At 39.4% G+C, this 14155-nt stretch carries 11 protein-coding genes and 2 tRNA genes; 8 read left to right on the forward strand and 5 right to left on the reverse strand.

Features of this window, described 5'->3' with window-relative positions; genetic code table 11:
- Positions 1-73: 73 nt before the first annotated feature.
- Entirely contained in the window at positions 74-3736 is a 3663-nt protein-coding gene (locus tag R3E32_26880) for a T9SS type A sorting domain-containing protein (protein ID MEZ4888383.1), read from the reverse strand.
- A gap of 110 nt (positions 3737-3846) precedes the next feature.
- Complete coding sequence (gene pgi / locus R3E32_26885) at positions 3847-5499, reverse strand: glucose-6-phosphate isomerase (protein MEZ4888384.1); 1653 nt, start codon at positions 5497-5499, stop codon at positions 3847-3849.
- Positions 5500-5653: 154 nt separating this feature from the next.
- On the opposite strand from pgi, the gene fmt reads away from it, so the two are divergent.
- The 8 genes from fmt to R3E32_26925 all read left to right on the forward strand — a co-directional run bounded on the left by fmt (position 5654) and on the right by R3E32_26925 (position 11636).
- Positions 5654-6583, forward strand: coding sequence for a methionyl-tRNA formyltransferase (gene fmt / locus R3E32_26890; GenBank protein ID MEZ4888385.1), 930 nt, complete (start codon positions 5654-5656; stop codon positions 6581-6583).
- 235 nt (positions 6584-6818) lie between these two features.
- Positions 6819-7502, forward strand: a complete 684-nt coding sequence (locus R3E32_26895) for a MotA/TolQ/ExbB proton channel family protein (GenBank protein MEZ4888386.1) — start codon at positions 6819-6821, stop codon at positions 7500-7502.
- Positions 7503-7577: 75 nt separating this feature from the next.
- Positions 7578-7982: a biopolymer transporter ExbD gene (locus tag R3E32_26900; GenBank protein MEZ4888387.1), complete on the forward strand. Its 405-nt coding sequence runs from the start codon at positions 7578-7580 to the stop codon at positions 7980-7982.
- A gap of 311 nt (positions 7983-8293) precedes the next feature.
- Positions 8294-9247: a hypothetical protein gene (locus R3E32_26905; protein ID MEZ4888388.1), complete on the forward strand. Its 954-nt coding sequence runs from the start codon at positions 8294-8296 to the stop codon at positions 9245-9247.
- Between the two features lie 170 nt (positions 9248-9417).
- Entirely contained in the window at positions 9418-10206 is a 789-nt protein-coding gene (locus tag R3E32_26910; GenBank protein MEZ4888389.1) for a caspase family protein, read from the forward strand.
- Positions 10207-10300: 94 nt separating this feature from the next.
- Positions 10301-10387: transfer RNA gene (locus tag R3E32_26915), tRNA-Ser, on the forward strand.
- Positions 10388-10425: 38 nt separating this feature from the next.
- Positions 10426-10500 (forward strand) — tRNA-Pro (locus R3E32_26920).
- Positions 10501-10841: 341 nt separating this feature from the next.
- Complete coding sequence (locus R3E32_26925) at positions 10842-11636, forward strand: hypothetical protein (GenBank protein MEZ4888390.1); 795 nt, start codon at positions 10842-10844, stop codon at positions 11634-11636.
- 7 nt (positions 11637-11643) lie between these two features.
- On the opposite strand, the gene R3E32_26930 is transcribed toward R3E32_26925, so the two are convergent.
- The 3 genes from R3E32_26930 to R3E32_26940 form a co-directional block, all read right to left on the reverse strand.
- On the reverse strand, positions 11644-12270 hold the full coding sequence (locus tag R3E32_26930; protein MEZ4888391.1) for a hypothetical protein: 627 nt from the start codon (positions 12268-12270) through the stop codon (positions 11644-11646).
- Between the two features lie 70 nt (positions 12271-12340).
- Positions 12341-13420, reverse strand: coding sequence for a macro domain-containing protein (locus tag R3E32_26935; GenBank protein ID MEZ4888392.1), 1080 nt, complete (start codon positions 13418-13420; stop codon positions 12341-12343).
- Between the two features lie 66 nt (positions 13421-13486).
- Entirely contained in the window at positions 13487-14146 is a 660-nt protein-coding gene (locus tag R3E32_26940) for a DUF4433 domain-containing protein (protein MEZ4888393.1), read from the reverse strand.
- Positions 14147-14155: the final 9 nt, after the last annotated feature.

The raw sequence follows: 14155 nt of genomic DNA on the forward strand, positions 1-14155 counted from the left end.
TCAAAATACAAAATGCCCCAAAAAATCGATTTCTTTGGGGCATTTTCATTTCAAATTGATAGTAAACCAGCTTTTACTCAACCACCACTTTCCTCACCTCATGTCCGTATTCTGTCTGCAAATGCACAAAATACAACCCACTCGAAACCGCTTCCACATTCCATTCAAAGCCATGAACACCCTGTTGAAGTTCAGCTTGTTGCAATAGTTTCACTCTTCGACCGCTGATGTCTAAAACCTCCAAAGCCATAAAACTGCTTTGAGGTAGATACACTTCAATTTTACTCTTGCTTCCAATCTGCAAGAAATTAGGAGAAACCTCCATTTGCAGTTGGTGGGGGAGGCTAATGGGATCAATATCGTCTAGGATGCAGTCGGGAACTGCTATTTCTTCAAACAATTTTCCTGTACAGCCTTCATTCGCAACATTGAAGGAAAGTAAAACACTCATGGATCCAGCAGGTAAATCGCTGATAGTTGAAGGATTTACAATGTCATTGGTACAAGCAGGAACAACCGAATAACTGCACATTCCATCCACATTTTCAATCAGTTCTACCGTTGGAGCTTGCGGATTGGGGTACAAGTTCACAATGTGTGTACCTCCTGCAATCTGAACACCGCCATCCACTTGACAGCCAATCGTCAAATTAAAAATAATTGCTTGAGCATTGCAGCCGTCACCCGTATAAATCAATGGATCATTTGGGTTCGGTGACCAATTGATTGTTGCCCTTTCAGCTAAATCTACACCTGCCAAAATTGTTTCATTGCTTGGTAAATTAGGCTTATTTCCATCACAAAGGTTTTCGGTCGTATTGAAAAATCCAGCACTTGTTGGACAAATTGCAGGGCAAGCAGGAACAGTCACATCGAATGAGATAGGGTCTGAACAAACGCCGTTCGTTACTTTTATAGTTTGAACCGATTCTCCCGAACCAGCTACTTGATTTTCAATCGTTGAAGGGTCTAAAATGTCGTTTTCACAATTTGTAATCAGTTCATAGCTGCAAAACTCGGTAGCCGAAACTAAATTCACCGTTGGAGCTTGCGGACTGGGATACACAGAAACCGTGTAAGTACCGCCATTCAAAACCACATCCATATTGTCCGTACAACGAATCGTCAATACATAGTCAATTTGCTGAGGCGTACAACCATCACCCTCATAAACCAAAGGCACAGTCGGGTCAATAGACCAGTCAATCACCGCATTTGTAGGATCATCCAAACTTGCCAAAATCGTTTCATCTGTTGGTACATTCGCCAAACCCATTTCACAGATACTTTCCAAACCACTAAAATTGCCTACACTTGCAGGGCAAACAATAGGTATTTCGGGACAATCAGGAACCGAAATATCATTAAAAGCCACAGCAGAACAACCTCCGTTTGTAACCGTAAAACTCTGGCTAATATTGGTTGAACCAGGAACTTGGTCACTAACCTCAGCGGGTGAAACCACGTCATTGGGGCAGTTGGGAACGACTGTGTAACTGCAAATTTCGGCATTGTTGAAAACCACTATTGGAGCTTCGGGAATAGGGTAGAGACTGATGGTAAATGTTCCCGCTTCAATATTTACCGTTTCGTCTTCGCTGCAAGTGATGGTTAGCGTAAATTCAACTGTTTGGATTTCGCAGCCATTTCCGCTATATGTTAATGGCAAAGTCGGATCAATAGACCAATTGATGACTGCATTGGTCGCATCATCTAAACTGTTGAGAATCGTTTCATTGCCGGGGACAGTAGGTGTGCCGCCATCACATAAATCTTCACTTGCCGAAAAATCTCCCGCCATTGAAGGACATACAGGTTCAGGATTGCAGATGCCTGTTCCTTCTTGCACAAAGGTTATTCGCACATTCTCACCCCAATCAAAACAGTCATCATCAAGGGTGAAGGTATGTGTACTGGTATTGTAATCAATATACGTGACAGGTGTTAGCCAAATTGTAGAGACTCCCAAACCATAAGGGTCTAAACCATTGGCAGTACCTCCAATCGTTACCGAATTGTTAGTACCATTGCCAGCAAGTGCAAAACCTGAAAAACCTGCCTGACCAAAAGGGGAAAGTTCTCCAGGATTGGCCGTAGAAATGACCCAACCAACTATAGGGTTTGCTCCTTCGGTCACTCCAAAATCCAAAGTAACCGTATTGACTTTCAAGATGTATGTATCTCCAACACACAAACTCGCCATCAAATTTACATCTGCTGCTACTTCAACGTTGGCATCGCAAGGCAAAGGACAATCCAATTGTCCATCTGCGTAGAAACTAACCGTGACCGCTTCGCCCCAATCAAAACAAGTTTGGTCCAATGTAAGAGCGGGCATTGCAGCAGGGTTGTAGTTGATAAAAGTCATTGGTACAAAACTGAGTGAACTGCTATTGAAGCCCAAAGGGTCAAGTCCGTCGTTGGTTCCATTCACAGTAAATGCAGTTGTCATCGCATTTCCCGCTACAATTCCCCCTGTATAGTTTGGATCGTCCAAAGGATTGCCGCCTTCGGGAATGTCGGTAAAGATAGCCCATCCCACAACGGGGTTTGCGCCTACATTTTCACCAAAATCTAAGGTGTTGACATCCGCCAAAAGTGTCACACTTTCATCCGAACAAATGCCAATATTTTGCCCAATTTGGTCGCTGAGGTCGACATTTGCGGCGCAACTTGTAGGGCAACCATCTGTGCCATTTGCCAAATAATTGACTTCAACGGCTGTTCCCCAAGCAAAACACTGTAAATCGAGTGTGAAGGTGTCAGAATCTTCATCATAATTCACATAAGTAATGGGAGAAAACCAAAGGGTCGCAACGTCTAGGCCATAAGGGTCTAAACCATTGGCTGTTCCTGTAATATTGACTACTGTTGTAAGAGGATTTCCTGCCAATACAAGCGCAGTATAACCCTCTGCAATCAACGGAGAAGCAGTGTCAGGGTTGGTAGTACTGATGGCCCATCCGACCACAGGATTTTCGCCTTCTTGAGGGCCAAAACTCAAAGTGTTCACATTGGCAGTAAGGTTATGGCTTTCGTCCGAACAAAGTGCTATAATGGTGGGTGCATTGGGGGCTAAGTTCACATTAGCAGGTGTGTTGGATACGACAGGAAATACATCTAATTCGCTGAAAGTGCCTTGATTGTGACGAGGTGTGTCGTCGTTTTTGTTCACTTCCGTAAAACTTGCACCAAAAGCAAACTGTGTGCTTTCGGTGTCGTCTATCACTTCAAAACAAACCAAACCAATGTTTTGCCAATTGCTGCCAACAGTCGGGCATCCCTGATTTGGGAGTTCCATAATGGCGGTAACATTGGCTTCGCCCGTGAAGGTATCCGCAAAAAAAGCAGGAGTCATATAAGCCGCATTGCCACTTGCACATGTTCCATTGTTGCCAAAGTTGATAGCTTGGTAAGTTGGATTATTGACAGCGTTCTCATTGAAGGTGAAGTAAAAGGTGTAAGACCCAATTGCAAAATTTTCAACATCCGAAGCCGATTTGATTTGTAGATTTATACAATAGTCGTTGTTGCCTGCTCCACAACCTTGCACAAATTCTTCAAATTGAAGGTCGTAAGTACCTTCTTCAACGATTGTCTGTGCGAAAGTTGGCAGCGTTGCAAAGCCCGTCAATATCAGTATCAAAGTGATTTGACAAGTTGCAAATCGAAGGAATTGGGCAAAGGTGCCTTGTGTAAAAATTATTGAATTAGAAAGAGTTAGGTTGTATTTCATGTCTTTATGGTGTTTGAAAAATAACTTATGGAAGGTAGTGAAAATTTTTGGTAAATCTGTTGATAATGTGAAAAGTAACTGCAAAAGAGTTCAAACTTCCCTATCTAAATTTATTTCCACTCCAAATAGGTGTTGATTAATCCATTCGTTGAAGAATCATGTTTGCTGATGGGTTGATTGGTTTTCAATTCATCCAGAATCTTTTTTGCCAATTTTTTACCCAGTTCTACACCCCACTGATCGAAGCTAAAGACATTGTAAACAATGCCTTGTACGAAAATTTTGTGTTCGTAAAGTGCAATCAAACTACCCAGATTTTTGGGAGTAATTTTTTTGATTAAAATAGAATTGGTCGGATGGTTCCCTTCAAAAACCTTGAAGGGAGTGAGTTTTTTGATTTCGGCTGCCGATTTCTTCTCCGCCTTCAATTCTGCAATGACTTCTTCCTCACTTTTGCCACACATCAGGGCTTCTGTCTGTGCAAAAAAGTTGGAGAGTAATTTTTCGTGGTGATCTCCTTCGGGATTGTGGCTTTGGGCGGGAGCAATGAAATCACAGGGAATCAATTTTGTTCCTTGGTGAATCAATTGATAGAAAGCGTGTTGTCCATTTGTGCCAGGTTCACCCCACAAAATTTGCCCCGTTTCGTAACCTACTCGATTGCCACTGCGGTCAATGGATTTACCGTTGCTCTCCATGTCAACTTGCTGAAAATGAGCTGCAAAACGGTGTAAGTATTGGTCATAGGGCAAAATAGCATAGGTTTCGGCACCGAAAAAATTGTTGTACCAAACACCCAATAAGGCTAAAATGACAGGCATGTTTTGGCTAAAAGGTGTGTGTTGGAAATGCTCGTCCATTTCGTGTGCACCCTCCAATAATTCTTCAAAACGCTCAAAACCAATGCTGCAAGCAATGGGTAGTCCAATAGCAGACCAAAGCGAATACCGTCCGCCGACCCAATCCCAAAAGGCAAACATATTGTCGGTATTGATGCCAAAATCACCTACTGATTGTTTGTTGGTAGAAACGGCTACAAAATGTTTGGCGATGGCCTTCAAATCAGTACCTGACTGCTTCAAAAACCATAGTCTTGCAGTACTTGCATTGGTCATGGTTTCTTGTGTGGTGAAAGTCTTTGAAGCAATGATAAACAAAGTTGTTTCATGGTTCAATTTCTTCAATGTTTCGGCAATGTGTGTGCCATCTACATTCGATACAAAATGCACCGTCAATTCGGGATGTTGGTAGTGCTTCAATGCCTCAACGACCATTAGTGGCCCCAAATCAGAACCGCCAATTCCGATGTTTACAATGTCGGTAATGCGCTTGTCGGTACAGCCTCGCCATTCGCCGTTTCGCACTTTTTTAGTGAAACTTTTCATCTGCTGCAATACCTTATTGATATCGGGCATCACATCTTTACCTTCTACTTCAATAGGCGTGTTTTTTCGATTGCGTAGAGCTGTATGCAATACGGCTCTACCTTCGGTTTCGTTGATAAATTTACCTGTAAACATCTGCTTAATGGCATCCTCTAGATGCAGTTCTTTGGCAAGGTCATTGAACAATTGCAGGGTATCAACGGTAATGCGGTTTTTGGAGTAGTCGAATAAAAAGTCTTTCCACTTAATCGAAAACTCTCCAAAACGTTTGGAGTCTGCGGTAAATAAATCGTGGATATTCAGGTCTTTTATCTGCTTGTAATGTGCTTGCAATTTTTGCCAGCTTTTGGTTTGAGTAGGGTTTGTTTTTTGCAACATGGTATTGTAAAATTGAAATTGGTATATTGGATAATTGAAAGCGAAAAATACTATTTTTTGAAAAAATAGTATTTTTTTTGTGGTGTTTTTCTTCAAATTAAACTTGGCAGGAATGATTTTGTTAACTTTTGCCAAAAAAATAGGACTTAAATATATGCGAATTGTCTTTATGGGTACACCTGATTTTGCTGTGCCATCTTTGGATATTTTACTTCAAAACGGTTACGATATAGTGGGTGTGATTACGGCTACGGATAAAAGGGCTGGAAGGGGAAATAAGTTGCAGCAATCAGAGGTAAAAAAATATGCCCTCGAAAAAGGTTTGAATGTTTTGCAGCCCAAAAACTTAAAAAATGAAGATTTTCAGGCAGAATTGAAGGCATTGAAGGCTGATCTACAAGTAGTGGTGGCTTTTAGAATGTTGCCTGCTTCTGTTTTTGAAATGCCTCCAAAGGGTACGATTAACTTGCATGGTTCCTTGTTGCCGCAGTATCGAGGAGCTGCTCCAATTAACTGGGCGGTCATCAATGGTGACAAGGAATCGGGGGTAACGACTTTTTTTATTGAGCAAAAAATAGATACGGGGGAAATTATTTTTCAAGCCAAAGTGCCGATTGCAGAAACGGATACTGCTGGAGATTTACACGATGCATTGCAAGAGGTGGGCGCAAAATTGCTTTTGAAAACGGTGAATGCGATTCGAGACGGTGATTATCCCAAAACGAAACAAGTCTTTGAAGGAGAGCCTAAAAAAGCTCCCAAAATCTTCAAAGAGGATTGTGAAATTAATTGGAAGCAATCTACCGAAACTGTTTACAATTTTATTCGTGGCATGAGTCCTTACCCTACTGCTTTTACGCATTTAGATGGGCAGTCATTGAAGGTTTTTAGCAGTGCCAAAATTATGGAGAATCATGGTTATGAGGCAGATACTTGGCTGTCGGATGGCAAGACTTTTTTGCGGGTAGCGACTTTGGATGGCTTTATTGATTTGAAGGAGGTTCAATTGCAGGGAAAAAAACGGTTGATGGTGGATGCTTTTTTGAGAGGTTATCGATTGGGGGAGAATGTGTTGATAAGTTGAAGTTTTGGAGTGTTGAAGTATTGGTGTATTGATGTTGTAGTGTGTTGATTAGACCGAAAAATAATTATTTCTATTGTGTACTAAACCTCACGAGACTCACAACATTCTAAAAAATAATCTTCTTCAACAATCTAATACGATGAAAAAGAGTTTTAAATTTGTCAAACTGATGCAAAATTTTGTATCTTTCAGTCATTTCTAACTACGAAAACCTTTTAAACGCATAACTAATCCGATGATTCACAGTTTTTTATTGCAAGCTACGACCAATGCTGCGGATGCAGCCGAAACCGTTCAAGAAATACCCGTATTGGAGTTATTGATGGAAGGAGGTATATTTATGTATATACTTCTTGCTCTTTCTATTATAGCGATTTACATTTTTATTGAAAGGTACTTTATTATTGTATCTGCTTCAAAAGTGGATAGAGATTTTATGACTCGTATTCGTGAACACATGCTCAATGGAAATATTCGAGCAGCAGCGGATTTGTGTCAACAGACCAATACGCCTACTTCTCGCATGGTAGAAAAGGGAATTCGCCGAATCGGTAAACCTTTGCGTAATATTGAAGTAGCAATTGAAAATGTGGGTAAACTTGAATTGTTAAACCTTGAAAAACGGTTGGCAGGTTTGGCTACGATTGCAGGTGCAGCACCGATGATTGGATTTTTGGGAACAGTGGTCGGGATGATTCGTGCCTTTTTCCAAATTTCTACGGCTTCTAATAATGTGGATCCTGGTGCTTTGGCGGGAGGTATTTACCAAGCTTTGGTGACTACTGCAGCAGGTTTGGCAATTGGGATTGTAGCTTTTATTGGCTACAATATCTTGGTCGCTATGGTGCAAAAAGTGATTTATAAAATGGAAGCGACTACGGTGGAATTTGTGGATTTACTGCAAGAGCCTGCAAAATAATAAGAAACTGTTTTGAATTTTCTACAACAATAAGCGGAAAAGAGACTCTCTTTTCCATAAAATATAAATAGCCAAATGAAACTGGAATCCAGTAACAAAATCAATCCCAATTTTAGTATGTCGTCATTGACCGACATCATATTCTTATTGCTCATTTTCTTCATGTTGACTTCTACCTTTGTCACGCCAAATGGCTTGAACCTATTGTTGCCAAGTTCCAACAGCCAGACGATGGTACAGGGAAAGGTTTCTGTTTCTATCACTCAGAATCTGGAATACTATGTGGGGCAGGAAAAGGTGAACTTTGCCGATTTGAGAGCAACTCTTGCAGCAGCCGTAGCAGCTTCAGAAGATCCCAAGAATACGACAGTTGTATTGAATGCCGAGAAAACAGTTCCGATTGATGAAGTAGTGCAGGTGATGAATATTGCCAATGAAATGAATGTGAGAATGTTGCTGGCTACCAGCCCAAAGGAGTAAGTCTTGTAAAAAAAAAATTTTTGCAGGTTCCAGACACCAAAAAAAAGGTAAAATGCATCTATATAAGTAGAAGGACAGAACAGAGAAGAAAAGTTTTAATATTTTGATTGTGAACACATTAAACTTTGATCGAATTAAACTTGTCCAACTACTTACATTTAGACTTTGGACCAAGGAGCAAAGATGCAAAAAGTAAACATTTATATTTCGCATCTTACTTCCTTCGTCCAAAGTCCAATACCTATGTAATTTTGGTTATTTCACAATATTTGTCAAATAACCGTAATTTTTTTTGAAAAAATCCCAGTACCATGAATCAGAAATATTTGGATCAAGATAAAGAAGGCATTTCCACCAAGGGGGTGATAGGTACGACCATTATTCATGCCTTATTGCTATTGTTGTTCTTTTTTTTAACCCTCAATGCCGTTGCTCCAAAACCAGAGCATCAAGGCTTGTTGATTAATTTTGGCAATGCAGACCAAGGATTTGGTGAGGAACAGCCAACAACAGATGCTCCTCCAGTAGTGGAAGAAGAAACTACTTCGGAAAATGTAGAGGAATCTACACCTGAACCACAGACTCCTGAAAAACAAACTCCTAAGCCTATTGCAGAAAATAAATCGCAAACGGCTAAGAATACGGATGCGCCTTCGCTTCCCGAGAAAGATTTAAATAAGAAAACCGATCCCAAAAAGACCGAAACCAAAAAAACAGAGAAGAAACCTACACCTACTAAACCCAAAACTCCTACCCCTACTAAAACTACGCCCAAACCAGACGCACCAAAAGCAGATAAGCCCACGCCAAAGCCTACTGAGCCAGTAGAAACGAAACCCGACATCAATACAGATGCATTGTTTAAAGGCAGTAAAAACAGCTCTGGTGGTCAAGGAACCGATGGTTCTAAAGATGAAGATTTGGGTTCTAAAATGGGAGATGTGAAAATTACCCCAAACACAGGAGACACTCCTTCTGGCGAAGGCAGTGGTGGGGTAGGGGTGAGTCTTTCAGGACGTAGAGCTTTGTCACTCCCTAAGCCACAAGATGACTCACAAGAAGTAGGAAAGGTAGTAATTTCCATCAAAGTAGATAGAAATGGAAATGTATTGGAAGCCACCTATACATCATCTGGTTCTACAACTGCTAATGCGAATCTTCGCCGCAAAGCCATTGATGCTGCCAAAAAAGCAAAATTCAATGTATCTTATGATTCTCCTGAAGTTCAAACAGGTACGCTTTCTTATACTTTTAGCGTTAGATAAGGATTGCCAATAAAATACAAAGACTTCCTAAATTTTTGCTCTGAAAAGAACTGGGTGTCAAGAATAATCCACAATCTTTTGTGAATAGATTTCGGGAGTCTATATCGGAACCTTATTTTAGCTAACGTCCATAAGGAACACTTCAATCCCCCTAACTAATCACCTTTTACATGAGAAAAATATTGTTCATTTTAAGTTTTCTGTTAACTGGTAGTCTGCTTCAAGCACAGATAAAATTAATGCCTCCTTCTGAATTATTTGCCAATACTTATGCTGTTATCGTTGGAGTGGCCGATTATCCTACCAATTCGTTGAACTACACAGACGATGATGCCTATAAGTTCTATGGACATTTGAGAAGTTCGGCAGGATACAGTGTACCTGATGAAAACATTATTTTGTTGATGAATAGAGAGGCTACAAAAGCCAACATTATAGCTGCTTTGGAAGCGGTAGTACGAGCTGCAACAGCTACTGACCGAATTATTTTCTATTATGCAGGTCATGGAGCCAAACAAGGCTTGGTGCCAATAGATCACAACAATGTCACAAACTTAGTGGAGTTTTGGGAAGTGAAATCCATTCTGAAAAAAAGCCCTTCTCAAAATAAAACGTGTATAATAGATGCCTGTCATGCGGGAGCAGTGGACGAATCTTGGTACATAGGGATTGTATCGGATTTATTGTATGGCTACAAAAATAGCGGCATTGCTTTGTTTTTGGCAAGTACTACAAATCAATATTCACAGGAATCGTCGGAGGTGGGGCAAGGTTATTTTTCTTACTACTTGCTTCAAGGTATGAAAGGAGGCGCAGATTATAATGGAGATAAAGCGATTACTTTGGGCGAACTGCATCAATATGTGCTTGGGATGGTGTCGTATGTAACTAAAAATGAACAAACTCCAATTCTGGCTGGTGATTATGATGTGACTAAGATTTTGCGGATTTTGCCATAGTCATCACTATTAATTGATCTTTTGAAAAAAAACTTTCAAAATACTTTTGATACATCAAAAGTATTGGTGTATATTTGCGGCGCATTAAGAATTTGGTGAGGTGGGTGAGTGGCTGAAACCACCAGTTTGCTAAACTGACGTACTCGAAAGGGTACCGCGGGTTCGAATCCCGCCCTCACCGCTTGATTTAATGGTGAGTGATAATAAAAACAAAAAGTTCGGGGTGTGGCGCAGTCCGGTTAGCGCACCTGCTTTGGGAGCAGGGGGCCGCAGGTTCGAATCCTGCTACCCCGACACAAGATAATCAAGGAGTTACGATTCATTTTCGTAGCTCCTTTTTTTGTTGGGTCGAACATAGGTCGAACAACTATTGTTTTTCTCTTATACTCGCTTTTTACTCTCTATCAATAACACCCACAATATTTGAAAAAAAAAATCTGCCTAATGGTTTTGCTAAAACCAAACATCATTTTCATATATCATTTGAATGGGAGGGCTACTCATTACTAATGAAGTACCATCTAACTAATTTTCTGAAAAACCACTTTGAATAAAAAGTTTGTAAATAGAAAACTATTTTGCTTTTTTGATTGTTTAGGAGTTTTTTATTAGAACAACGATTAAATATAAACAAAATGACAAACTTTAACTTAATTCCATTTGCAAATGATGAAGAATCTAAGTCTTTTGTTATAGTAAAGGGAAGGTTCACAGCTATTTCTGGCATAAGAGTAGATATTTTAGAGTATGATAATACTAAACAAATATTGAAGGTAAGAGCAGAACAAGTAGTATTAAAAAATACAATTAGAAGTTCTAAACGTATTTGTGAAAGTATTATGTCACTCTTTCAAAAAATTCGAGAAAGAGGAATAATGATTCATATTGTAGCATTAACTTTCAAACCCGATTTCTCGAAAGTTACTTCTACATTTATAAAAGAAAAAATAGCTCGCTATGATATAAAACAAGTTGATTTGGTGTATTTTATGGGTTTAGACAAAACCACTATAAGCCTCCACTTAAAAGGTGAACGCTTGACCAACTATACAAAGGCAGCTTACTTTTATTTGTTTAGAGTTTTTGACCGTTTTAGAGCAATTCAAGCGGGAAAAGCAGCATTAGAAAGAAGTGAAAAGTTTAGGAGGGGTGAAGAAATCGACCGTAATAAAAAGACAAATTGGATACCATTGGATTATCAACCTAATTTTGATATAATTACGGCTGCTTATATTCGTGAACAAAAAAAGAAGTATGAAATCAAAAACAAGGATTTGGTCAAACAAATGGGCTTGGATAAATCTACGATGAGTTTAATTGTAAATGGTGGATACAAATTAACCAAACCAATCAAAGCTGCTTTCTTTCATTATTTCTATGCTTTTCAAATGAGCATAGAAGATTTGGAAAACTATACTCTGGCTAAATAGCAGTAACCTAAAATATTTTTTTCAACTCCGCTCTCATATCCTCTCTTGTATATTGATTTAACCTATGCCTAAGTTTCAACAACTTTTTAAAATTCTTAGTAGGTTCACCATTGTAATAGTTTCGATGATACTTGGGAGCATCCCAAATAAATTCTTTTTCCAACCGTCTTATCTTCATGCCCATTCCAATAACCCCACTATTCAAAGCCCTAAATTTTTTGGTATGGGTTTGCTTGTCGTAAATGAGATAAGGAAAGGAGGAACGATGTAAGAAATAATATTCTTGTGGAGGTTTGTAGAGCTTCAAACAGCGTTTGCCTGTATTTGGACAAAGGAAGTAATATCGAACACCTTTTCCAATGTTCATAGGTACGGTGACTAATGGTATTCGATAGTCTATTTCCTTCAATACTTCATTAAAACGGCTCGCTGTATATTGAAATTGAATGAAACTATCCTCTTTTGAGGTAGAAACCGCAATATTATACCTTGCAATTTCCGTTTTTCTACGTGAAACGGTAATGATTCCAGATTTGTAGTTATCGGGTTTTAAATAGCCCCATTTGCGTAAGTCTTTCAAAGATAGTATCAAACAATCTTCTACTTTTGTAGAATGTGTGCCAAAATATCCCATAATTTTATTTTTTAGACACTCTCAAAATGACCTAAATCTTTAAGAAATCGGCAATTTCAAAACCTATCAATTAGTTCAATAAAGCCGTTTCAAACTCTTTCAATCGGCTTACCGTTGCCTCCACATAGTAAGGTTTCATTAGTTTTGCTTTTCGGTTGCTCCAATTGGCAATTGCTGATAAAAGCAAGTCCGTATTTTGTAGGAGAGTTTTATCTTCATTGGCTAAATAATCAATAGTGGCTAACAGTTCCATTCCCAAAGGTGATTCAAAACCATCTATCAATTCCGATAATTTGGCAAATGCTTCTTTATCTTCTGACCTTTTGATTTTTTGAAGGGATTGTTCTATTTCTGGAATCTTGGAGGCTTCTATCTTGATTCTATCAAATGCCTTTGCTTCTTTGTATTTCGTACCGTCTAAATAGTAACCTTCTAAATCATCTAAAGCATGGCGCAAATTATCGGCATAGGGCCCGTATAGATGTCTTTCAAATTGGAGTCCTAAGTTTGCACCCAATCTTTGTAGTAAGTAGGCTAATTTATGCACCTCCAATATAGTGAGGTCGTATTCCAGTTCTTTGTATCGAATGATACTGTTTAGAATCAAACTCCTAAATTGGGTTAATTCAGGGGCTTTTTTGGTGCGCTTTCGTTTGGAGGTATAGGCTATTTCAGAAGGTTCAAAAAGAATAACCTCTACTTCAATTGTTGATTCTTCTACCTCAATAGTCAATTCAGATAGCACCTTTTCCATCAATGGTTTGACGGCTTCCCACTTCAAACCACCATTGCCACAACCAAGCGGAGGAATAGCAATAGATTGAATGTTGTTAGCCTTTATTACCTCCACCAAATCTTTCAAACCTTCCTCAATAAACACCATTTGAGATTTCCCCCTCCAATGTTGCTTTGTGGGGAAATTGATAATGTATTTGGGGTTTTGGAGTTCCATTGTGGGTGTCACCAACATTTTGCCTACTTGCAGTTTTCCGTTTTTGTGTGCCTTGTGGTAGGCTTCAAAATTCTTTGGATAGCGTTCTTTGAATTGCAGGGCAATACCTTTGCCCATTACACCAACGGTATTAACGGTGTTTACCAATGCTTGTACTTTTTCGTCAAATAGGTTGCCTTTTTTGTAGTTGATAGCCATAAGTTTGTATTGTGTAAATTGTTGGAGGTTGATTTTAGTTGGTGGCAGTGGGCTTTATACTTAGGCTTATGGAAAAAACCACTTTTTGCGTACTTGTGCAATAATATTCCTTTTGGCTTTCTGTACCAAATTATCTACATGGTTTTTCATATTTTCATCCAAAACCACTATCATTTTAACGCACTCAATAGGCAGATGGTTGTAAACTAAAAATTCTGCCATTCTCTTACGTTTTCGGTCATTGTCTTCTGGTGTATCGTTCCAATACTTCAAACGCATGGTATCCCAATCTATTCTTTCCAAATCCTTTACATCGTTGTAATATTGGGTAAAGTTCATAATTGCATGACCATCTGTAAACACATATTGAAGGGAACTATCTGCTATGATTTGGGCTTTGCTCACCAAATAAACGATTTCCCTTTGAAGTGGAGGGCTGTCACTTTTGGAATAGACATTGTACAACATGGGGGAACGTGGAGCAAAGTAAAAAGGCACATAGTCCGACAAAACACCATTGGGAGCTATGGGAATACGAAATTTATCACGTTTGGAAATGATGTCGCCTGAACCAATGGGCGCAAAATTGGGGTCTTGTGGTTGGCAGTATCGACAATGCAAACCCTGTTCAAGAATGAATGGTAGGTTGTCAATGTGGGTTATCCGAAAAATAGCCCCTTGCTGTGGACTGATAATGTTTGTTTCAAACTGGTATATCGGGTTCATTGGATTGAT

It is taken from the genome of Chitinophagales bacterium, assembly GCA_041392475.1.
GTDB lineage: Bacteria > Bacteroidota > Bacteroidia > Chitinophagales > UBA2359 > JAUHXA01.

Excerpts from the sequence above, each read along its gene's own strand:
- R3E32_26905 (MEZ4888388.1), top strand. The coding sequence starts at position 8,294 with ATGAATCAGAAATATTTGGATCAAGATAAAGAAGGCATTTCCACCAAG.
- R3E32_26895 (MEZ4888386.1), top strand. The coding sequence starts at position 6,819 with ATGATTCACAGTTTTTTATTGCAAGCTACGACCAATGCTGCGGATGCA.
- fmt (MEZ4888385.1), top strand. The coding sequence starts at position 5,654 with ATGCGAATTGTCTTTATGGGTACACCTGATTTTGCTGTGCCATCTTTG.
- pgi (MEZ4888384.1), bottom strand. The coding sequence starts at position 5,499 with ATGTTGCAAAAAACAAACCCTACTCAAACCAAAAGCTGGCAAAAATTG.
- R3E32_26935 (MEZ4888392.1), bottom strand. The coding sequence starts at position 13,420 with ATGGCTATCAACTACAAAAAAGGCAACCTATTTGACGAAAAAGTACAA.
- R3E32_26940 (MEZ4888393.1), bottom strand. The coding sequence starts at position 14,146 with ATGAACCCGATATACCAGTTTGAAACAAACATTATCAGTCCACAGCAA.
- R3E32_26900 (MEZ4888387.1), top strand. The coding sequence starts at position 7,578 with ATGAAACTGGAATCCAGTAACAAAATCAATCCCAATTTTAGTATGTCG.
- R3E32_26925 (MEZ4888390.1), top strand. The coding sequence starts at position 10,842 with ATGACAAACTTTAACTTAATTCCATTTGCAAATGATGAAGAATCTAAG.
- R3E32_26930 (MEZ4888391.1), bottom strand. The coding sequence starts at position 12,270 with ATGGGATATTTTGGCACACATTCTACAAAAGTAGAAGATTGTTTGATA.
- R3E32_26910 (MEZ4888389.1), top strand. The coding sequence starts at position 9,418 with ATGAGAAAAATATTGTTCATTTTAAGTTTTCTGTTAACTGGTAGTCTG.
- R3E32_26880 (MEZ4888383.1), bottom strand. The coding sequence starts at position 3,736 with ATGAAATACAACCTAACTCTTTCTAATTCAATAATTTTTACACAAGGC.